Origin of the sequence: uncultured Stenotrophomonas sp. (assembly GCF_913778665.1) — a bacterium.
Taxonomy (GTDB): Bacteria; Pseudomonadota; Gammaproteobacteria; order Xanthomonadales; family Xanthomonadaceae; genus Stenotrophomonas.
On the sequence record NZ_CAJYVQ010000011.1, the window covers coordinates 492,894 to 514,220 of the forward strand.

Consider the following 21,327-nt stretch of genomic DNA (forward strand, 5'->3'; position numbering starts at 1 on the left):
CACGCTGCGCTGCCTACGCTGCCGCCTCCCCTCTCACCGATGGCAGGCAGATGTCTTCCGTTCCTTCCCCCGCCACCGCTGCGCCGGTGGTCGATTTCTTCCATGACGTGGTCTGCGGCTGGTGCTTCGTGCTGGCCCCGCGCCTGCAGCAGGCTTCGGCCGAACTCGGCATCCAGGTGCGCCACCGCAGCTTCGTGCTGCAGGACTCGCGCGCGCAGATGGTCGAGGTGTTCGGCTCGATGGAGCGCGCCAAAGCGATCATCCTGCGCCACTGGACCGACTGCGCCGCGCATGAAGACACCGCGCGCATCGATATCGAAGGCATGCGCGCACAGGACTTCGAGTATCCGTCCGGCTGGCTCGGCGCACTGGCCTGCCAGGCCGCCGGCATGCTCGGTGGCAACGACGCCCATGGCGCGATGTTTGATGCCGTGCAATGGGCGCACCTGCACCAGCACCGCAACATCGGCGACGCCGAAGTGCTGCTGGACATCGCCGAATCGCTGGGCCACCCACGTGGCGCCTTCGCTGACCACATGCATAGCGACGCCGTGCGCCAGCGCGTGCAGGCCGATCGTGCCGAAGCCGCTGCCCTCGGCATCCGTTCCATACCCACCGTGATCGGCGGCAACGGCCTGCGCCTGCAGACCCTGCCGCTGCCACACCTGCGCCAGGCCCTGGCGCCCCTGGTCGCGGCCTGAGCCGCACCCTCCCCCACCCTGCAAGGAGATTTCCCATGACCCCACGTACCCTGGCCACCGCGCTGGCCCTGCTGCTGGCCGGCACCACCGCTTCCACCACCGTGTCCGCGCACGAACGCGTTCCCTCCGGCCAGCAGGTCGGCACCAGCCCCTGGGGGCCGAAGGACGAGATCGGCCGCCTCAACCTGATCACCGACGCCTCGCGTGCGGCGATCCTGTCACGGGTCAGCGGCGGCAAGGCCTATGACCTGGCCACGGAATACTACGTCGGCATGCCCAGCTGGCAGGATGCCGGCGACCCGCACTACCAGTTCTGGATGACCCACACCCCGCGTGGCACGGTGATGGACGACCCGATGGGCGTGGGCGAGACCATGAACCTCACCCGCAGCTACACCGGCACCGCATTCTCGATGTACAGCCACACCGGCACCCACATCGATGCGCTGAACCACTTCGGCATCCATGGAAAGATCTGGAACGGCTTCGAGGCCGACAAGCATCTTGGCGACCGTGGCTGGAATGTCACCGGCATCGAGAAATTCCCGCCACTGATCGCGCGTGGCGTGCTGATCGACGTGGCCACCGCAAAGGGCGTGGACATGCTGCCTGACAGCTACCGCGTCACCCGCCAGGACCTGAAGGATGCGCTGGCACGCCAGAAGGTGGAACTGCAGCAGGGCGACGTGGTGCTGATCCGCACCGGCCGCATGCGCCTGTTCGAGCAGCCCAAGGCCTACATGGCCAACCCGCCGGGCATGGGCCTGGACGCGGCGCGCTTCCTGGTCGAGGAAGGCGGCGCGATGATCGTCGGTGCCGACAACCTCAGCTTCGAGACCTTCCCCTCGGAGGTGTCCGACGACTACGTGCCGCTGCACACCTACCTGCTGGCCCAGCAGGGCGCACCGATCATCGAGCTGGTGGCGCTGGACGAACTGGCCCGCGACAAGGTCTACGAGTTCGCCTTCATCGGCGGTCCGCTGAAGATCCGCGGCGGCGATGCCGCGCCGCTGCGCCCGGTCGCGCTGCCGGTCCGCCCGTAACCGGGCCTGTGGGTGCCGACCTTGGTCGGCACTCCTTTCCCCCTTCAGCAACCTGAAACCCGGCCCGCCAATTTCATTAGTAATTCTACTCATGCAGCGAGTAGCATGTCTGGTCTCAACCCCTGATACCGGCCTGTCGATACTCGCGCCATGCCCGCCGTTTCCGTCTGTTCCTGCCGCTTCCAGTCCACCCGGCGCCTCCTTTGGAGGACCGGCTGATGGGTGCGGTCGTCGCCCTCGACCGGCTGCTGGACGGGCGCCAGCTGTGGCGCGGCCCGGCCCGCCAGGGGCCGGCCAGCGACCATCTGGCCAGCGGCCACCCGGCACTGGACGCACGCCTGCCCGGCGGTGGCTGGCCCACCAGCGGGCTGTGCGAGGTACTGCAGGCGGCACCCGGCGTCGGTGAGCTGGCGCTGGTCTGGCCAGCGCTGGCCAAGCTGAGCCAGCGCGACCGCCCGATCGTGCTGATCGCCCCGCCCTATCGCCCACATGCGCCGGCCTGGGCCGCAGCCGGGCTGGATCTGGCTCAGCTGCAGATCATCCACGCCGCGCCGAAGCAGGCGCTGTGGGCCGCCGAACAATGCCTGCGCTCGGCCGCCTGCGCGGCGGTGCTGTGCTGGCCACACCAGGCCGACGACCGTTCACTGCGCCGCCTGCAGGTGGCTGCCGACAGCGGCCAGTGCCTGGGCTTCGTGTTCCGCGAGGCGCAGGCGGCGCGCAATCCCTCGCCGGCCAGCCTGCGCCTGCAGCTCGACCACGGCCAGGTGCGGGTGCTGAAGTGCCGAGGCGGCCTGCCGCCGGCGCAGCCATTGCCGCTGGCCATCGCCCACTGAGGCCGCGCCATGCACTGGGCCTGCCTGTTATTGCCGCAGCTGGCGCTGGACAGCGTGCTGCGCCAGCAGCCCGACCCGCAGCGGCCACTGGTGCTGCTGCAGGGCCCGGCACAACGTCGCGTGCTGCGTGCGGTCAGCCCGGCCGCCCGCGCAGCGGGGCTGCGCCCGGGCATGCCGCTGTCGGCCGCGCAGGTGCGGGTGCAGGACCTGCACGTGCACGATTACGATCCCAGCGCCGAACAGCACACCCGCCAACTGCTGGCCAGCTGGGCCTACGCCTACAGCTCGCAGGTCAGCCTCGATTTCCCGCATGCCCTGGTGCTGGAGATCGGTGCCAGCCGCGCCCTGTTCGGTGACTGGCTGACGATCCAGCAGCGGCTGCGCAACGAACTGCACGAGCTCGGTTTCCGCCACCGCGTGGTGGCCGCACCCACCGCGCATGCCGCACGCGTGCTCGCCAACGTCCACGATGGCCTCGGCATCGATGCGCAGCAGCTGCCGGTGGTGCTGGCACAACTGCCGTTGTCGCGCTGCGGCCTGCCCAGCGAAGCGGTGACCGTGCTCGGCCGCTCCGGCCTGCGCACACTGGGAGCCGTGCTCGAGCTGCCACGCGACAGCCTGGCCCGGCGCTTCGCACCGGAGGTACTGCAGCAGCTGGACGCATTGCGTGGCCTGCCCACCACGCCCCTGCGCTACTACCAGCCACCAGACCGGTTCGATGCGCGCATCGAGTTCGAATACGAGATCGAATCCAGCCAGGCCCTGCTGTTCCCACTGCGTCGCCTGCTGCTGGACCTGGCTGCGTTCCTGTGTTCGCGCGATGGCGGCGTGCAGCGCTTCGACCTGCATTTCGAACATGACCTGCTGCCGGCCAGCGTGCTGACCATCGGCCTGCTGGCCCCCGAGCGCGATGCTGCGTTGCTGTTCGAAATCGCACGCAACCGCATGGAGGCCTTCGCCCTGCCCGCTGGCAGTCGCGCACTGCGCCTGCAGGCCGAGCAGCTGCCCCCGTTCGTACCGGCCGCGCGCGACCTGTTCGACACCCGGCCGGCACAGGCGATGCCCTGGAACCAGCTGCGCGAGCGCCTGCGTGCACGACTCGGCGATGATGCTGTGCAACCGTTGGCAGTGCAGGCAGACCATCGCCCCGAACGCGCCAGTGGCACCCAGCCACCGGTCAAGCCGCCGGCTTACTGGCCGCTGCGCCCGGGCTGGCTGCTGGATACGCCGCAGCCACTGCGCGACCCGCGCCTGCGCATCGTCGCCGGCCCGGAGCGGATCGAATCGGGCTGGTGGGACCAGGCCGATGCCCGGCGTGACTATTACGTGGTGGAAACCGCGCACGGCCAGCGCGGCTGGGCGTTCCGCACCCGAAACGACCCGCATGCACCGTGGATGCTGCACGGCTGGTTCGGCTGAGCCGCCATGCACAGCGAACTGCCCGGCTACGCCGAACTGCACTGCCTGTCGGCCTTCAGTTTCCAGCGCGGTGCTTCGATCGCCGAAGAGCTGTTCGCGCGCGCCGCCGGCCAGGGCTATCGAGCGTTGGCGATTACCGACGAATGCTCGCTGGCCGGCATCGTGCGTGCCTGGCAGGCGGCGAAGACGCATGGCGTGGCACTGATCGTCGGCGCCGAGTTCCAGGTCGAGGACGGGCCGAAGCTGGCCCTGCTGTGCGCCGACCAGGCCGCCTATGCCGGGCTGTGCCAGTTGATCACCGCTTGCCGGCGGCGCGCGGCCAAGGGCGAGTACCGCTGCCTGCGCGAGGATCTGCTCGGCCTGCCCGACGGCCTGCTGTGCCTGTGGCTGGACCGGCAGCCGGCCGCCACCGACCTGGACCTGCTGCGCGCCGGTTTCGGCGATCGCCTGTGGCTGGCGGTGGAGCTGCATCACGAGCATGACGATGCACGCCGCCTGCAGCAGCTGCAGGCGTTCGGTGAACGCCATCGCCTGCCGCTGGTCGCCAGTGGCGATGTGCACATGCATGTACGCCGCCGCCGCGCCCTGCAGGACACACTGACCGCGATCCGCCACCGCTGCAGCGTGGCAGAGGCCGGCTGGCGCCTGTTTCCCAATGGCGAGCGCCACCTGCGCCCGCGCAGTGCACTGGCCCAGCTGTACCCAACGGAACTGCTGGCCGAGACCCTGCGCATCGCCGAGCGCTGCCACTTCACCTTGGAGCAGCTGCAGTACACCTACCCGCGCGAGCTGGTACCGGAGGGGCATGACCCGGACAGCTGGCTGCTCGAGCTGGTCGAAGAAAAGATTCCCTGGCGTTGGCCAGAAGGCATCAAGGAGGCACAGCGCAAGCAGATCGAACATGAGCTGGCGTTGATCCGGAAGAAAAACTACGCTTCCTACTTCCTTACCGTGCATGACATCGTGCGCTTCGCCCGCAGCCAGGACATCCTCTGCCAGGGGCGTGGCTCGGCGGCCAATTCGACCGTGTGCTTTGTGCTGGGCGTGACCGAGATCGATCCTGCGCGCAGCAATCTGTTGTTTGAACGCTTCATCTCCGCCGAGCGCAATGAGCCACCGGATATCGACATCGATTTCGAGCACGAGCGCCGTGAGGAAGTGCTGCAGTACGTGTTCAAGCGCTATGGCCGTGAGCGCGCCGCACTGACCGCAGTGGCGATCAGCTACCGTGGCCGCAGCGCGATCCGCGACGTCGCCCGTGCACTTGGCCTGCCGATGGACCAGGTCAACGAACTGGGCGCGGCGATGGACCACTGGGGCGGCAACATCCCGCTGCCGGAAACCCTGCGCGAGCGCGGCTTCGATCCGGATACGCCGCTGATGCGGCGCCTGCTGGCGTTGACCGCCGAGCTGATCGATTTTCCACGCCACCTGTCACAGCACCCGGGCGGTTTCGTCATTTCCGAACATCCGCTGTCGACCCTGGTGCCGGTGGAAAATGCGGCGATGGCTGACCGCACCGTCATCCAGTGGGACAAGGACGATCTGGATGCCACCGGCCTGATGAAGGTCGACTGCCTGGCGCTGGGCATGCTAACCGCCATCCGCAAGTGCCTGGCGATGCTGAAACAGCATGGCCTGCACGAAGGACGCATGGATGCGATCCCGCCCAAGGATGCAAGGACCTTCGACATGATCTGCGCCGCCGACACCATCGGCGTGTTCCAGATCGAATCGCGCGCACAGATGGCGATGCTGCCGCGCATGCAGCCACGCACGTTCTATGACCTGGTGATCGAGGTGGCGATCGTGCGCCCTGGCCCGATCCAGGGCGACATGGTGCACCCCTATCTGGAGCGGCGTCGGATCCTGCGCGAACAGGGACCGGACGCGTTGAACGACCCGGACAACCCGCTCTACCCGCCGCAGCTGGAACGCGTGTTCGCACGCACGCTGGGCGTGCCGCTGTTCCAGGAACAGGTGATGCAGTTGGCGGTGGAAGCGGCCGGCTACACGCCGGGCCAGGCCGATGCCCTGCGCCGCTCGATGGCGGCGTGGAAGCGCCGTGGCGGCCTGGAGCCGCATCGTGAGAAGCTGCTGGCCGGCATGCTCAAGAACGGCTTCAGCCGCGAGTACGGCGAGCACCTGTTCGAGCAGATCAAGGGCTTCGGTGATTACGGTTTCCCGGAAAGCCATGCTGCCAGCTTCGCCCTGCTGACCTATAACAGCTGCTGGCTGAAGTGCCATCACCCCGCCGCGTTCACCGCCAGCCTGATCAACAGCCAACCGCTGGGGTTCTACAGCCCCGACCAGCTGCTGCAGGACGCGCGCCGGCACGGCATCCGCGTGCTGCCGGTGGACGTGCGCCACAGCGACTGGGACTGCACCCTGGATTTCAGCAAGGGCGCGGCCGCGATCCGGCTCGGCCTGCGCCTGGTGGATGGCTGCAACGAGCCCGCCGTGCAGGCCATCATGCGCGAGCGTGCACGGCGCCCGTTCGACGATGTCGGCGACCTGTGCCAGCGCACCGCCCTGGACCGCCGCCAACAGGGCCTGCTGGCCGATGCCGGCGCGTTGCGCGGGCTCAGTGGCCATCGCCATCGCGCACGCTGGGATATCTCCGGCGTGGAGAACCGGTTGCCCTTGTTCGATCAGGCGCGTGCCACTGCCGAGGCCCGCGTGCCGTTGCCGCTGCCCAGCGCATGGGAGGACATGCAGGCCGATTACCGCAGCACCGGCACCACCCTTGGCCGTCATCCACTCTCGTTCCTGCGTGCGCAGTTGCGCAGCCGTGGCTGCCTGGATGCCGCACAGCTGGCTGGTCACGGCCATGGCCGCCGTGTGCGCATCGCTGGCCTGGTACGCATGCGCCAGCGCCCACAGACCGCCAGCGGTGTCACCTTCCTCACGCTCGAAGATGAGACCGGCATGGTCAACGCCGTGGTCTGGCGCCACTTGGCCGACCGCCAGCACCGGGTGCTGATCGACACCCAGCTGATGCAGATCGACGGCCGCCTGGAACGCGTCGATGGCGTCCAGCACGTCATCGTGCAACGCATGCACTGCCTGGATGAACTGCTGCAGGGACTGCGCAGCCACAGCCGCGATTTCCACTGACGCCGGGAATCACCGCGTAACCGCCACTGCGTGATGTCGACCAGGTAAAGGTAGAGTCGCCTTGCGGGCGTCAGCGCGGGAATCTCCGTGATCTGATCGAACAACAGTCGACTGACAGTCGGCTCTACCCATCCCCTTATGCATCCGCTATCGTCGGCACATCCAAGGAAGGACAACCCGATGCCCCGTGCACTGCTGCTGACCACCCTGGTGGTCTCGACCTTTGCCCTGCTTGTTTCCGGCTGGACCGCCTGGAGCCTGCATCGCAGCCAATCGCCACAGCGCATCATCGAAGCGCGCGGCCTGGTCATCCACGATGGCACCGGCCAGCCGCGGGTGATCCTCGGCGCACCGGTTCCCGATCCCCTCAGCCAGGGCCGCCCCGTCGGACCGCGTGCCACGGCACTGTCCGGCCTGATACTGCTCGGCCCGGACGGCACCGAGCGCGGTGGCTACGGCACCAGCGATCGCGGTGGCGAAGCCCTGCTGACCCTGGACGACGCCAGCGGTGGAACCGAAGTCTTCAAGGTGGTGGCCAACCCGGATCGCGGCGCCAGCCTGATGGTCAAGCACCAGAACAATACCGGCGCCATGCTCACCTCCTGGCAGGGCAAGCCGGAATTGATGTTCGTCGACGACAGCGGCCAGTCCTACTACGTGCGCCCAGGCGCCAACGCCGCACCCTGATCTGCTTTCGTAAGTTGAGTGGAAGCAGTCGAGCATGGCTCGACTCTACAGACTGCACACCGCTGCGAGGTCATCGGCCAGCTGCCGCAGCTGCACCGCCCCCAGCGCCGCGCAGGTGATGCGCAGGCCATGCCCCGGTGCTGCCACCGCGAACACTTCGCCCGCGCGCACATGCCATCCGCGCGAAGCCAGCGCCAGCACCTGTGGATGGCTGTCAGCCTGCAGCGGCAGCCACAGGTTCAATCCTTCCATCGGCTGTGGCGTCGGCACGCCACGCGCACGCAGCAGTTCCTGCAGCGACTGCAGGCGTTGCTGGTAACGCTCCCCCGCCGAGGCGATCTTCGCCCGCTGCGATGCCGACTCCAGCACCGACGTCGCCGCATCCTGCAGCAGGTGACTGACCCAGCCGGTACCGGACGCCAACCGCAACCGCAGCCGCATCGCGGTCTCTTCATCGCAGGCCAGCCAGGCCAGCCGCAGGTCCGGGCCCAGCGGTTTGGACAACGAACGCAGCAGCGCCCAGCGCCGGCCATCCAGCGGCAGCACCGAGTGATAGTCCTGCTGCGAGAGCAGCGCGTAGTGATCGTCGATCAACACCGCAACCTGCGGATAGGCGGCCAGCAGCTGGCGCAACGCGCGTGCCCGCTTCGCATCCAGGCTGGCACCTGTCGGGTTGTGCGCCCGCGGGGTCAGCAGCACCGCGCGCGCGCCGCTCTCCAATGCCTGCCGCAGCGATTCGACCTGCATGCCAAGTTCATCCACCGCCACCGGCAACGGCGCGTGGCCCACAGCGTTGAGCACGTTCAGGCTGCCAAGAAAGCACGGATCTTCCACCGCGATGCGATCACCCGGCAGCAGCCACGCCGCCAGCAGGCGCTCGATGCCATCGACTGCGCCATGGGTCAGTTCCAGTGCGTAGCCCTCCGGGCAGTCCGCATCCAGCGACGCCCGCGCCAGCGCCTGCAATCGCGGATCGACCGTGCCGACGCCATACAGGCGTGGTGCCGCCGGAGCCACGCGCAGACTGGGCAACAGGCGCGGGTCCGGATTGCCACCGGCCAGGTCATGCAGGGCCAGCCCGGGCGCACTGCCCTCGCGGGCCAGCGTCGGCGGCAGGCCACGCACCACCGTGCCGCGCCGGCCCGCGGTGCTGGCCAGGCCCGCCGCATCCAATCGCTTGTAGGCGGCGGCCACGGTGTTGCGATTGACCCCCAGCTGATCGGCCAGATCGCGCACCGGCGGCAGCACGCTTCCGGCTGGCAGACGGCCCTTGCCGATGCCATCGCGGATGCTGTCGAAGATCGACTCGGCGCTATGCCCGGTGATTTTCATTTTGTCCTATGCCAAAATAATTATTGTCCTGTGCCAGTGTATCCCACCCTGGCCGTCCTGCATTGGAGGTGCCCGCATGCCCCTTGCCGCCGCCGACTGGCCCGTCGCCCAGTCCGTTGAACAGATCGCCGCCAACCTGGTCACAGTGCGCCAACGCATTGCCGATGCCTGTGCCCGCGTCGGCCGGGATCCGGCCAGCGTCCGCCTGCTGCCGGTCAGCAAGACCGTGGATGACGCCCGCATCCGCATGGCGGTGGCCGCCGGCTGCCACGAACTGGGCGAGAACAAGGTGCAGGAGGCACAGCGCAAGGCCGAGACAATGGCCGACCTGGGCGTGCACTGGTCGGTGATCGGCCATCTGCAGACCAACAAAGCACGCTACGTGGCGCGCTTTGCCAGCGAGTTCCAGGCGCTGGACAGCCTGCGCGTAGCCGAGGCACTGCAGCAGCGCCTGCAGCTGGAAGACCGCACGCTGGATGTGCTCGTGCAGGTCAACACCTCCGCCGAACCCAGCAAGTACGGCCTGGAACCCGATGCCGTCGGGGCCTTCGTGCAGCAGCTGCCAGTCTTCGACAGGCTACGCGTGCGTGGCCTGATGACCCTGGCCATCTTCACTCCCGAAGTCGAACGTGTGCGTGCGTGCTTCGTGCGCCTGCGTGAACTACGCGATCAGCTGCAACGCAGCGCCCCAACCGGCCTCGACCTGTCGCAGCTGTCGATGGGCATGTCCGGGGACTTCGAAGTGGCCATCGAGGAAGGCGCCACCGTAGTCCGCGTCGGCCAGGCCATCTTCGGCGCCCGCGCCACTCCGGACAGCTTCTACTGGCCGAACAACGGAGCCCCGGCATGAAGAACGCGGTTGTCCTGCAACACGTTGCCTTTGAAGACCTCGGCACCCTGCAGCCACTGCTGTTGGCGCAGGGCTGGCAACTGCAGGTGCTGCAGGCTGGTGTCGATGCCCTCGATACGGCCGAAGCGGCTGACCTGCTGGTGGTGCTGGGGGGGCCGATCAGCGTCAACGATGTTGATCTCTACCCGTTCCTCAACGACAGCATCGCGCTGTTGAAGGCGCGGTTGCAGCAGCAGCGGCCCACGCTGGGCATCTGCCTCGGTGCGCAGCTGATGGCGCGTGCACTCGGTGCCAGCGTCGCTCCCAGTGGCGGCAAGGAGATCGGCTTTTCTCCGTTGCTGTTGACCGACGAGGGCCAGCGTTCGCCGCTGCTGGCACTGCAGGGCATTCCGGTACTGCATTGGCACGGCGAGGCATTTGAACTGCCGACGGGTGCCCGCCGCCTCGCCAGCACCCCGGCCTGCCGCCACCAGGCCTTCGCCATCGGCAACCACGCGCTGGCGCTGCAATGCCATCCAGAACTGGACGCACGCCAGTTCGAACGCTGGCTGATCGGGCACACCCTTGAGCTGGCCCAGGCCGGCATCGATCCCAATGACCTCCGCGCGCAAGCGCGCCGCTATGGCGCACCGCTGGCCGCAGCGGCCACGGCGGTGTTCGATCAGTGGCTGCGGGACCTGCCGGAGACTGCACGATGAACTACCGCCTCCAGATCCATCGCCACGGCGCGTACTGGGGCCACTTCGACTGCAGCGGCCCCGATGCCCTGCAGCGCCTGGACAGCATCGCCGCGCAGCTGCCCGCCGATCAGGGCTACCAGCTGCAACGGCAGAAAGGCATCGGCGAAGAAAGGATCCTGTCCAGCAATGCTGATGGCTTACGCGTATTGGCCTCGCAGATCCAGTACCGCAACCTGTAACCCGACGGTGAAATTTCGGCCAGCGGCCGGCACTGCCTCCGATCTCGGCAGCCATGGATGCAAATGATTCTCTTTTGCTGTAAGGTGCAGCCGCTGCCCTTGCCGCCGCGGGCTGTTCCCTTTCCCAGCTGTCGCCCGCCCCGTGTCCACGCCTGTCGAACCGACGGATGTCGCGCATCTGTGCGCGGCCCATTACCGGCCGCTGCACGCCCATGTCCGCCGCAAACTCCCGCAACGCAGCGACGCCGATGACGTCGTCCAGGAAACCTGGCTGCGTGTCGTCAAGGTCGCCGCCAGCGGCCTGCTGAGCAATGGCCGCGCGTATCTGTACCGCGTCGCCCACAACCTGATCGCCGATCACTACCGGCAACGCCAGCGCCGTCGCGAGGAAGTGCTGGATAGCGTGCAGCTGCATGCCATCGCCGATCCTGCGCCGTTACCCGAACAGCGCCTGCTCGATGCCGAGCAGCTGCGCCACCTCGATGCGATCATCGCCGCACTGCCGCCGCGCTCGCGTCAGGTGTTCCTGCTGGCCCGTGTCGAACAGCTGGCGTTGGCCGAGATCGGCCGCCAGCTCGGCATCAGCCGCCAGACCGCGCATGGCCATCTGCTGCGAGCGCTGGTGGCCCTGCAACAGGTGCCCAGCGCATGAGCCAGGATGCGATTGCACGCGAGGCCGCCCGCTGGTGGCTGCATGGGCACGACGGCGACCGCGACGAGAACGCGTTCGAACAGTGGTGCCGGGCCGATCCACGCCATGCCGCGCAGTACCTGCACCTGCAGCAGCTGTGGCAGGCCGGTGCGGCGATGCCCAGCCTGCAGCGGCAACAACAACGACGGCAGCGCCGCCGCCTGGGTGAAGCCGGCCTTGCGGTACTGCTGATGTGCGCGCTCGGCCTGTACAGCCGCCATGCCTCACCGCCTGCTGCGCAGGTATTGCGCACCGCGTCCGGCGAGATCCGTGATGAAACCCTGGCGGATGGTTCGCATGTACTGCTGTCGCCGGGCAGCGAAGTGCATGTCCGCATCGAGGCACGGCGTCGCCAGCTGCAGCTGGAGCGCGGCCAGGCCTGGTTCCAGGTCAGCGCTGACGCTGCGCGACCGTTCCAGGTACACACACCGCACGGTACCGTCACCGCGCTGGGCACCGCGTTTGATCTGGCCGTGCAGCGTTACGACAGCGTGGTCACGGTCACCGAGCATCGCGTGCGCGTGAACGGCGGCAGCGGCAACCTGCAGGCCACCGAAGGGCAGCAGCTGCGCTTCGACGGAAAGACGCCGGCCCAGCCGCACGCCGCCGATGCAGGTGCGATGGCCTGGCGCGAGCGACGGCTGCATTGGGTGTCCGCTCCGCTCGCCGATGTGACCCAAGGCCTGGATCGCTGGCATGGCGGGCGCACCTGGATTGTCGGCGCGCGCCTGCGCCAGCGGCCCGTCACTCTGCTCGGCAGTGCTGATGGTGCGGCCGGCAACCGCGACCAGCTGGCCGCGCAGCTGCGCGTGCGCGTGCTGCGGGTCGGCGCAGGAATGCAGGTGTGGCTGCCGCCGCGGCGGGAACAACGCGATGCACCCTGACATCGGCCCTCGTTCCGCGTCTACCCAGGATGACGACGCTCTGCGTCAGCCCTTGGAGCCCCCGATGCTGTGCCCCCGCCCCCTTGTCCTTGCCCTGTCGCTGGCCTGCGCCAGCACCGTTCCACTGCTGCCGACCCGTGCCCAGGCACAGGCCGCCACGCGCAGCTATGACCTGCCCGCCCAGCCACTGCCTGCCGCGCTGGACGCCTACAGCCGGCTGACCGGTATCGATCTGGTCGTCGGCGCGGCGCTTCCCGCCGGTCATGCCGCGCCCCCGCTGCGCGGCGACTTCGACGATGCGCAGGCTCTGTCACGCCTGCTCGCTGGCAGCGGCCTGCGCCCACGCTTCATCGATGCGCGCCGCGCCACCCTGGAGCCGGCGCCGGCCGAACGCCGCGACGGCAGCCGCCGTACCGCCCCCCTGCGTGTGCAGGGCGACACCGCGCACGGCAACGCACCCGGCAGCGGTGCCAGCCAGTACGTGCCGGCCATCCGCGATGGCTTCGCACCCACCGTTGGCAGCGAACGTGTAGCGATGGCCGAGCGCCAGGAAGGCAACAGCCTGCTGCGCTCGATGCCCGGCACCCACAGCTTCCACTCGCGCAGCCAGCCGGGCCTGCAGGTCAACATCCGCGGCATGACCGGTGCCGGCCGGGTCAACACCATGATCGATGGCGTTACCCAGACCTTCCGCAACAACGCGGGACATGGTTCGGGCGGTCCGTTTGCCTATGTCGATCCGTTCCTGCTGGCCGGCGTGGACGTACAGCGCGGTGCGGTCGCCGGCGGTGACGGCGCCGGCACGCTGGCCGGCACTGCCAACTTCCGCACCCTGGATATCGACGACCTGCTCGGCGAGGGCCGCGACTGGGGCCTGCGCGCGGGCTACCGGCATGGCAACAACGGCTATGGCAGCGGCCGCACCTTCGCCGGTGCCTGGCGCCACAGTGAGGACGGCGGCGACCGCCAGTTCGGCCTGCTGGCCGCAGCCAGCAGCAGCCGCAGCAGCGAATACGCCACCGCCCGTGGCCAGAAGAACGACGCCGATCCTGGCAGCCAGCAGCCCAGCAGCTGGCTGCTGAAAGCACGCCTGCAGCCCAGCGACCAGCATCGGCTGGACCTGAGCCACATGCGTTACGAAAACGACTTCTACCACAACTACCCGTGGCAGATTTCCGCGCGCAACCAGCGTGCAAGCTACCACTACACACCCTATACGCCGTGGATCGACCTTCGCGCCACCTTCGCCAGCAACAGGACCCGGCTGTTCTATCCGCCGGTGGAGGATTCGAGCTACATCGGGCGCCGCACCCACAGCAGCCTGAGCAACTGGACCGTCGACAACACCAGCCGCTTTGATATCGGCGCCCTGCAGGCGCGCTGGAATACCGGCATCAAGCACCAGTCGGACAGCTACGTGGCTGATACGCCCACCCTGCGCGGTGCCAACCCGCAGGGCCGCAGCCAGCTCGACAGTGTGTTCAGCACGCTGGAACTGCAGTACGACATCTACGCGCTGACCGCTGGCCTGCGCCAGGATCGCTACGGCATCCGAGGCCATATCCCGGTGTGCTCCGATGTGCCGGGCCAATGCACGGCGATCCATGGCGGCGACATTGACGTACGCCGCAGCGAGCGCGCGCTCAGCCCCAGCCTGGCACTCTCACTGCAGGCCACCGACTGGCTGCAACTGTTCGCTGAAGTCTCGCGCACCTCGCGGCCGCCGCGTGTGCAGGAGATGTTCTTCGAGAAGATTCCGCTGGAGGGCATGAGTGATGCCGACGGCGTGGGTGCCAATCCGTTCCTGCGCCGCGAGCGCTCACGCAACCTGCAGTTCGGTGCCAACCTCAGCGCCGACTCTCTGCTGACCGACGGTGACCTGGCACAGCTGCGGGTGACCCGTTTCGACAACCGCATCCACGACTACATCAAGCCGCAGTACCTGTTGATCGTACATCCGCCAGAAGTGGCGCCGTTCGTGGTAGCGATCGACAGCGCCCCCCAGCTCAGCGCCTGGACTGATGCGCTGGACGCTGACGACTTCAGCACCACCACGCGCTGGATGAATCACCCCGGCGTGGTGCGTATGCGCGGCATCGAGCTGGAAGCGCACTACGCCAGCGAGCACTACCACGCCACGCTCAGCTGGACCCGCTCGCACACCAGTGCGCCGGCCATCGAGTTCGTCAATCTGGAAGACATCACCGCCCTGCCCGACCGCTACTGGACGCTGGATGTGGGCGGCCGCTGGTGGCAGCAACGCGTGCAGGCCGGCATGCGCGCCGAGTATTCCGGCCCCACCGAGGAAGGCTACGACTTCTTCCAGACCCGCAAGACCGGCGGCACCGGTGTGCTGCTGGACTTCTACGCCAGCTTCAAGCCACAGGCCAACACCACGCTATGGCTGAACATCGAAAACCTGCAGAACAAGCCCTATGACAACAATGCCTCGATCGACAGCATCTTCAGCCCGATCCTGGACCGCGGCAACGGCCGTGGCCGCACCGTCTCGATGGGCGTCAACGTGGCGTTCTAGCCGTCGCTGGCTACCGCTGTGCCTGCTCGCGCTGTCCGCCTTGGCCAGCGCGCGGCCAATGCCTGGCATGGTGATCGACCTGGCCAGCGCCCAGCGCTTGGACGAGGCGGCGTTCATCCAGCGTACCGCCGGCGCCCCGCGCCTGCTACTCGGCGAACGCCACGATCTTCCGGGTGACCATGCCGCCCAGCGCTGGTTGCTGCAGGCCCTGCAACAGCAGCGCCAGCAAGGCACGCTGGTGCTGGAGATGATCGCCAGCGAGCGCCAACCCCGCCTGCAGCGCGTGCAGCGCTGGCTGGCCAAGGGCAACCACGCCGAGGGGCCGCGCCTGCGTGAACTGCTGGACTGGGATGCGCGCTGGCCGTGGGCCGCCTACGGTGGACTGGTGCAGGACGCTGCTGCGGCGGCCATCCCGCTGGCCGGTGGCAACCTGTCGCGCGCCGAGGTCAACACCCTGCTGGCCTCGAACGAACCCGTGGCGTTTCCGGTTTCAGCGGCGCGGCAACGGTTGTCGGCAGTGGTGCTGGCGCAGCACGCGGACGCAGCGCCCATGCTGGACGGCATGCTGGCCGTACAGCACGCCCGGGACAGCCGCATGGCGCAGGTCCTGGCCGATGCAAGCGCGCCGGCACTGCTGCTCGCCGGGCGCTGGCATGTGCTACGCGGCACCGGCGTACCGGGCTATCTGCCGCCGGGCGCTGCTTCATTGGTGATCGTGCTCGCCTCGCCCGGCGAACAGATCGATGCGACCGACGCCGACCTGCTGTGGGTGCTGGGCGATGAGTGAGCGCGGCCAACACTGGCGGGCGGTCGCCATCAGCCTTGGCCTGCATCTGCTGCCCCTTCTGCTGTTGGTGCACTGGGTCGCGGCGCCGCCGCCGTTGCCACCGCCCGAGCAGGACGTACGCATCAGCCTGCGCCTGCTGGCGCCGGCCACGCCGCCGCAACCGGTGGAGGAACGCCAGGCCGATACCCCCAGCCAGGCGCAGCAGGCCCAGGCCTCGCAGCCCACCACGTCACCGCCACCGCCCACGCCCACCGCCGCGCGCGAGGGCGAACTGGCGGCCAGCGAAACCGGTGGCCGTGGCCGCCAGCCGCTGCCGGTCGCCCCGCCAGCGGCCGTGACCGATGCAAGTCCCGCACCGGCATCGATCACGGCCGCGCCGCCCGCTCCCGACGTGCCACCGGCGGACGTCCAGGCCGGCGCCGCCAGCGACCAGTGGGAAGCCCGCCTGATGGCACGGCTGGAGCGTTATCGCTACTACCCCGCCGCCGCACGCTCGCGGCGCCAGCAGGGCACTGCCTGGGTCAGGGCCAGCATCGACCGCGAAGGTCGCCTGCTGGCACTGCGGCTGGAGCAGTCCAGTGGCCAGCCGATGCTCGATGATGCGGCACTGCAGACCTTCCGCCGCGCACAGCCGCTGCCGCCCATTCCTGCCGAGATGAGGACACCGCAGGAACTGGTGGTGCCGGTGGAGTATTACCTGCGCTAGTGGGTGAGGAACTACGACGCAGTCTCCGACCTCAACCCGGGTTGAGGTCAAACACATTCCGTGCAACAGACCGGTCCGCCATGCGCAACGATCCGCAGTCCCTCGCGTCGAGCTTGCTCGACTGCCCACGCCGTCAGCAGTGAAGCAGAATGCCGCCTGGCGTGGCGCGCAGCGCTACGTCCACGCCGGGTCGGCGGTGAAATCAATGGTCAGCCAGAACGTGCTGCTACGTGCATCCAGGTGAGCAGCGATCTCGTCGCGCATCGCATCGACCTCGCCCACCGAACCCAACGGCGTCGTCGGATCGGCCAGTACGTGGATCTCGATGAAGCGCATCCGCCCCATCTTCGCCACGTGGCTGGTAAAACCGGCATAGCCGCGCTCTGCCACGAACGCCTGCATGACCTGCTGCACGCGCCGGTCCAGATCATCCGGGGCCACCTGCAGTACCTCGCGCATCGCCTTCCACGCGCTGCGCGCAGGCACCGGCAGCACCGCCAGGCTGATCAGCGCCAGCACGATCGAATCCAGGTACGGCACCCAGTGGTGCCAGTCGCCGCCGTGCAACGCCAGTGCCAGCACGAAGGCCAGCACCACCGCCAGGCTCATCAGCCCCCCCAGCAGCCAACCTCGCACGTCCAGCCACAACAACGCCGAGCGCAGGCGCCGCGCACGCTGCGCGACGAATGCCGCCATCGCCAGGTTGCTGGCGCTCAGCAATGCCGCCCACCACAGCGCAGGCCCGAATTTCACTTCGTGCCCGCCCGTGGTCAAGCCGATCACTGCGTTGGCCAGCGCATACACGCAGGCCAGCGACAGGATCACCCCGCCGAGTGCCTCGACCATCGGCTCCAGGTGCCAGTAGCCGTACTGGAAGCGCGGGCTCTGTTCCCGCGCAACCAGCCGCAGCACCGACAACGACACCAGGGTCAAGGCAACGTCGACCAGGCTGTACACGCCGTCGAACAGGATGGCCTGCGATCCCACCAGCAGGCCACCACTGAAGCCAACCGCGCTGACTGCGATGGTTACCCCGATGGAGAACTTCAGGATGCGTTGCTCGCGCGCGGTATCCATCGTCCGCCGAAGGGCCGACCGTTGCCGATCAGGCCTTCAGCACCTCCACCTTGTACGAAACCGCATCACCCTCCTGCTCGATGATCAGCCCGTGCACGTCCGACTCGAAGCCCGGGAAGCGGGCGTTCTGCTCGCGTGCGATGCGCAGCGACTGGATGATCGGCTCGTCGCTGTCGCCGAAACGCTCACCCGGCATGATGGTGGGAATGCCCGGCGGGTACGGCACCAGCATGGTCGCGGCGACGCGGCCACTGAGCTGCTCGATGTCGACCCGCTCGATCTCGCCCTTGACCAGATGGTTGTAGGCATCGGCCGGGGTCATCACCGGGGTCGGCAGATCCACGTACATCTCGCGCATCACCTTGGCCACCGCAAATTCCTGGTTGAACGCATGCAGTGCATCGCACAGGTCACGCAGGCCCCAGCCGGCGTAGGCATTGGGATAGTCGGCCGCCAGCGACGGCAGTGCCTGGCTGAGCGGCGCGTTGCGGTCGTACAGCTCCTTGAATGCCATCAGTTCGGTGACCAGCGTGCTCCACTTGCCCTTGGTGATGCCCATCGAGAACAGGAACAGCACCGAGTACAGGTTGGTCTTCTCCACGGTGATGCCGCGGCCCCACAGGAACTTGCTGAGCACCGCCGCCGGAATGCCCAGCCTGCCCATGCTGCCGTCCATCGCCAGGCCCGGGGTCAGCAGGGTCACCTTGATCGGGTCGATCAGCACGTAGTCGTCGACCAGATTCTCGAAGCCGTGCCAATGCGCGTCCGGCTGCAGGTACCACTCCTCGCGCTTGGCCACCAGCGGTGCCGGCGTGTCACCCTTGTCCAGGCTGCGCTCGACCTTGGTGGGCTGCCACACGCTGAACCACCAGTCGTCGCGGCCGAGATCGTCACGCACGTGCAGCATCGCGCGACGGAACGCGATGGCTTCGTCATGCATCTCCTGCACCAGCGAACGGCCGGCCTCGCCCTCCATCATCTTCGACGCCACATCACAGGCCGCGATCACCCCGTAATGCGGGCTCGTCGAGGTGTGCATCATGAACGACTCGTTGAAGCGCTCGGCATCCAGGTCGCGCTGCGCCGAATTGCGCACGTGGATCATCGATGCCTGCGAGAACGCGGCCAGCAGCTTGTGGGTGGAATGCGTGGTGAAGATGATCGCATCCTGCTCTCGCGGCTTGCCCTTGGCCATGCCGTAGTGGTTCTCGTAGAACGGATGGAAGGCGGCATAGGCGTACCAGGCTTCATCGAAGTGCAGGAAGTCGACCGCGCTGCCGATCTCGTCGGCGATCTTCTCGGCGTTGTAGCACAGGCCATCGTAGGTGGAATTGGTCACCACTGCGATGCGCGGCTTGGAACCGGCCTGGTAGGCCTTGCTGGCCAGCGGGTTGGCGGCGATGCGCTGCTGCAGCGATTCCGGCGTGAACTGGTCCAGGCTGATCGGGCCGATGATGCCGTGTGCGTTGCGGCTGGGGGTGAAGTACACCGGCACCGCGCCGGTCATGATCAGCGCGTGCAGCAGCGACTTGTGGCAGTTGCGGTCGACGAACACCACGTCGCCGCGGGCCACCGTGCCGTGCCAGACGATCTTGTTGGCAGTGGAGGTGCCGTTGGTGACGAAGAAGGTATGGTCGGCACCGAAGTTGCGCGCCGCTTCTTCCTCGGCATCCTTGATCGGGCCGGTATGGTCGAGCAGCGAGCCCAGCTCCGGCACCGAGATCGACAGGTCGCTGCGCAGGGTGTTCTCGCCGTAGAACTGGTGGAATGCACGCCCCACCGGCGACTTGGTGAACGCCACGCCACCGGCATGGCCCGGCGTGTGCCAGGAATAGTTCGACTCGGCCGCATGATGGATCAGCGCCTTGAAGAACGGCGGCAGCAGGTTCTTCATGTAGTCTTCGGCTGCGCGCATCACCTGCCGCGAGATGAAGCTCTTGGTGTCTTCGAACAGGAAGATGAAGCCGTGGATGTACTTGAGCAGCTTGCTCGGCACCTTCTCGATGGTGCGGCGCTCGCCGTACAGGAACACCGGCAGGTTGGCGCGGCGCGCGCTCTGCTCGCGCAGGAAGGCGGTCAGGCGCTGGAACTCGCCATCCACCTCTTCGCTGCCGTCGATGGAAATCAGCACTGCCGAGGCGGCGACGTAGGTGCGGGCACCGGCGCGGGCATCATCCAGGTTCAGGCCACACAGCACGCGCTGGTCGTTGCTGCGCAGCTCTTCCACCAGGGCGCGGATCAGGATGCCGCCGATGCGCGGCGATTCGTAGTCGTTGTCGATGACAATGACCGGATAGTCCAGGGACTTGAAGTACACGTCGATTCTCCTTGTCGAACTCAGGAACGCTGGGCGCCGGCGCTGATCGCCGAAGCCTCGCGGGCGCGCTGCCGCTGCTGGCGGCGCTCCTCGCTGAAGAAGGGATAGAACACGGTGATGAACAGCACGAACAGGAACGCGTACTGCACGATGGTTCCCGACGAACCGTAGATCGCCCACAGGCAGTACACGACGGTCAGGCTGGTCAGCGTCCAGAACGCGCCGGTATGGAGGATGGTGTGCGAGCGTTCGACCACGAAGTAGCAGGCCACGCACGAGTAGATGTAGGGCAGCAGGGTCAACACCACCGCCGCCGACGTGATAACGTCGAACTGGGCAGATGCGGTTTCCGAGGTAGAGGTGACCAGCACCGCCAGAGTCATCAGCACGGCCACGATCAGCACGCCCTTGACCGGCACGTCATCCTTGTTGGTCTTGCTGAAGATGCTCGGGAACAGGCCATCATCGGACGCCGCCTTGGCGCTCTGTGCGGTCAGCAGGATCCAGCCACCCAGCGAACCGGCGGCACCGATGAAGGCGCACAGGCTGACCAGCGCACCGCCCCAACCGCCCACCGCCTTGGCCGCAGCCAGCGCGAACGGCGCATCGGAGGTCTGCAGCTCGCTGTTGGGTACCATGCCCATGATCACCGAGGAACTGGCGATATAGGCGATCGCGGCCAGGAACACGCCGGCAAGGGTGGCGCGGGCCACGTTCTTTTCCGGGTTCTCGACCACACCGGCGGTGACCGAGGCCGACTCGACACCGATGAAGGCCCACAGGGTCAGTGCCGCGGCGCTGGAGATCGCACCGAAGTTCGACTCGCCGGACACGTTGTAGGCGCCCTTGAAGATGTCGGCATCGAAGAAGAACCAGCCGAAGATGGCGATGCCCAGGATCGGCACCAGCGCGAAGCTGGTGGTAACCGTCTGCACGCGGCTGACGAAGGCCGGGCCGATCACATTGGCGAAGCTCAGCGCCCACACCAGGATCAGCACCGCGATGCAGCGTACCAGCGGCTCGGACAGGATCGGGAAGAAGTAGCTGAAGTAGCCGACCGCGGCGATCGGAATGGCGACGTTGCCGATCCAGTTGGCGAACCAGTAGATCGTGTTGGTCTGGAAGCCCATGTACGGCCCGAACCAGTCACGCGCGTAGGCGTACGGACCGCCTGCCTTGGGTGCCAGCTTGCCCAGCTTGGCGAACACGAACGCCAGCAGCAACGCACCGGCGGTGGTGATCAGCCAGCCCCAGATGGAGGCGGTGCCGATCTTGGCCAGGCTGGACGGCAACAGGAACACCCCGGAGCCCATCATGTTGCCGGCGACGAGGAAGGTGGCTCCGACCACCCCGATTTTCTTTGCTTCTGCCATGACAATCTCCTGTACTGGCATGAGCCCGGTGCGGCCGGGCGTGGGGACGGTTGCG

General features: G+C 67.6%; 18 protein-coding genes. 14 read left to right on the forward strand and 4 right to left on the reverse strand.

The genetic code is table 11. The features are described from left to right. The first annotated feature begins 50 nt into the window (after positions 1 to 50). The 6 genes from QZ853_RS17510 to QZ853_RS17535 all read left to right on the forward strand — a co-directional run bounded on the left by QZ853_RS17510 (position 51) and on the right by QZ853_RS17535 (position 7,800). The gene (locus tag QZ853_RS17510; RefSeq protein ID WP_295576016.1) at positions 51 to 701 is read left to right on the forward strand and encodes a DsbA family protein; all 651 of its coding nucleotides are present in this window, start codon (positions 51 to 53) and stop codon (positions 699 to 701) included. 35 nt (positions 702 to 736) lie between these two features. Next, a complete protein-coding gene (locus QZ853_RS17515; protein ID WP_295576028.1) occupies positions 737 to 1,744 on the forward strand; it encodes a cyclase family protein in 1,008 nt (335 codons plus the stop codon). 218 nt (positions 1,745 to 1,962) lie between these two features. Continuing rightward, a complete protein-coding gene (gene imuA / locus QZ853_RS17520) occupies positions 1,963 to 2,577 on the forward strand; it encodes a translesion DNA synthesis-associated protein ImuA (RefSeq protein WP_295576056.1) in 615 nt (204 codons plus the stop codon). A 9-nt stretch (positions 2,578 to 2,586) separates the two neighbouring features. Next, positions 2,587 to 3,996, forward strand: coding sequence for a DNA polymerase Y family protein (locus QZ853_RS17525; RefSeq protein WP_295576065.1), 1,410 nt, complete (start codon positions 2,587 to 2,589; stop codon positions 3,994 to 3,996). 6 nt (positions 3,997 to 4,002) lie between these two features. Beyond that, a complete protein-coding gene (locus tag QZ853_RS17530; protein ID WP_295576075.1) occupies positions 4,003 to 7,113 on the forward strand; it encodes an error-prone DNA polymerase in 3,111 nt (1,036 codons plus the stop codon). Between the two features lie 180 nt (positions 7,114 to 7,293). Continuing rightward, positions 7,294 to 7,800, forward strand: a complete 507-nt coding sequence (locus QZ853_RS17535; protein WP_295576084.1) for a hypothetical protein — start codon at positions 7,294 to 7,296, stop codon at positions 7,798 to 7,800. 45 nt (positions 7,801 to 7,845) lie between these two features. On the opposite strand, the gene ptsJ is transcribed toward QZ853_RS17535, so the two are convergent. Beyond that, the gene (gene ptsJ / locus QZ853_RS17540) at positions 7,846 to 9,132 is read right to left on the reverse strand and encodes a transcriptional regulator PtsJ (RefSeq protein WP_295576096.1); all 1,287 of its coding nucleotides are present in this window, start codon (positions 9,130 to 9,132) and stop codon (positions 7,846 to 7,848) included. Between the two features lie 76 nt (positions 9,133 to 9,208). Here ptsJ and QZ853_RS17545 point away from each other — a divergent pair, with 76 nt between their 5' ends. The 8 genes from QZ853_RS17545 (at position 9,209) to QZ853_RS17580 (ending at position 16,505) form a co-directional block, all read left to right on the forward strand. Continuing rightward, a complete protein-coding gene (locus QZ853_RS17545; RefSeq protein WP_295576106.1) occupies positions 9,209 to 9,982 on the forward strand; it encodes a YggS family pyridoxal phosphate-dependent enzyme in 774 nt (257 codons plus the stop codon). After that, positions 9,979 to 10,680, forward strand: coding sequence for a glutamine amidotransferase (locus tag QZ853_RS17550; RefSeq protein ID WP_295576115.1), 702 nt, complete (start codon positions 9,979 to 9,981; stop codon positions 10,678 to 10,680). The genes QZ853_RS17545 and QZ853_RS17550 overlap by 4 nt, the downstream gene beginning before the upstream one ends. Beyond that, on the forward strand, positions 10,677 to 10,901 hold the full coding sequence (locus tag QZ853_RS17555) for a hypothetical protein (RefSeq protein WP_295576124.1): 225 nt from the start codon (positions 10,677 to 10,679) through the stop codon (positions 10,899 to 10,901). The genes QZ853_RS17550 and QZ853_RS17555 overlap by 4 nt, the downstream gene beginning before the upstream one ends. A gap of 142 nt (positions 10,902 to 11,043) precedes the next feature. Beyond that, positions 11,044 to 11,553: an RNA polymerase sigma factor gene (locus tag QZ853_RS17560; protein WP_295576133.1), complete on the forward strand. Its 510-nt coding sequence runs from the start codon at positions 11,044 to 11,046 to the stop codon at positions 11,551 to 11,553. Then, on the forward strand, positions 11,550 to 12,476 hold the full coding sequence (locus QZ853_RS17565; RefSeq protein ID WP_295576146.1) for a FecR domain-containing protein: 927 nt from the start codon (positions 11,550 to 11,552) through the stop codon (positions 12,474 to 12,476). The genes QZ853_RS17560 and QZ853_RS17565 overlap by 4 nt, the downstream gene beginning before the upstream one ends. A 64-nt stretch (positions 12,477 to 12,540) precedes the next feature. Further along, entirely contained in the window at positions 12,541 to 15,012 is a 2,472-nt protein-coding gene (locus QZ853_RS17570) for a TonB-dependent receptor (protein WP_295576155.1), read from the forward strand. Positions 15,013 to 15,079: 67 nt separating this feature from the next. Next, positions 15,080 to 15,799: a ChaN family lipoprotein gene (locus QZ853_RS17575; protein WP_295576165.1), complete on the forward strand. Its 720-nt coding sequence runs from the start codon at positions 15,080 to 15,082 to the stop codon at positions 15,797 to 15,799. Further along, positions 15,792 to 16,505, forward strand: a complete 714-nt coding sequence (locus QZ853_RS17580; RefSeq protein ID WP_295576180.1) for an energy transducer TonB — start codon at positions 15,792 to 15,794, stop codon at positions 16,503 to 16,505. Before QZ853_RS17575 ends, QZ853_RS17580 begins: the two co-directional genes overlap by 8 nt. Before the next feature lie 174 nt (positions 16,506 to 16,679). Here QZ853_RS17580 and QZ853_RS17585 read toward each other — a convergent pair whose 3' ends face one another. From QZ853_RS17585 to adiC, 3 genes are read right to left on the reverse strand one after another with little or no spacing between them, the layout of a single operon-like run. Further along, the gene (locus QZ853_RS17585) at positions 16,680 to 17,582 is read right to left on the reverse strand and encodes a cation diffusion facilitator family transporter (RefSeq protein ID WP_295576191.1); all 903 of its coding nucleotides are present in this window, start codon (positions 17,580 to 17,582) and stop codon (positions 16,680 to 16,682) included. A gap of 28 nt (positions 17,583 to 17,610) precedes the next feature. Then, the gene (locus tag QZ853_RS17590) at positions 17,611 to 19,899 is read right to left on the reverse strand and encodes an Orn/Lys/Arg decarboxylase N-terminal domain-containing protein (RefSeq protein ID WP_295576202.1); all 2,289 of its coding nucleotides are present in this window, start codon (positions 19,897 to 19,899) and stop codon (positions 17,611 to 17,613) included. 20 nt (positions 19,900 to 19,919) lie between these two features. Then, positions 19,920 to 21,272, reverse strand: coding sequence for an arginine/agmatine antiporter (gene adiC / locus QZ853_RS17595; protein WP_295576215.1), 1,353 nt, complete (start codon positions 21,270 to 21,272; stop codon positions 19,920 to 19,922). Positions 21,273 to 21,327 lie beyond the last annotated feature (55 nt).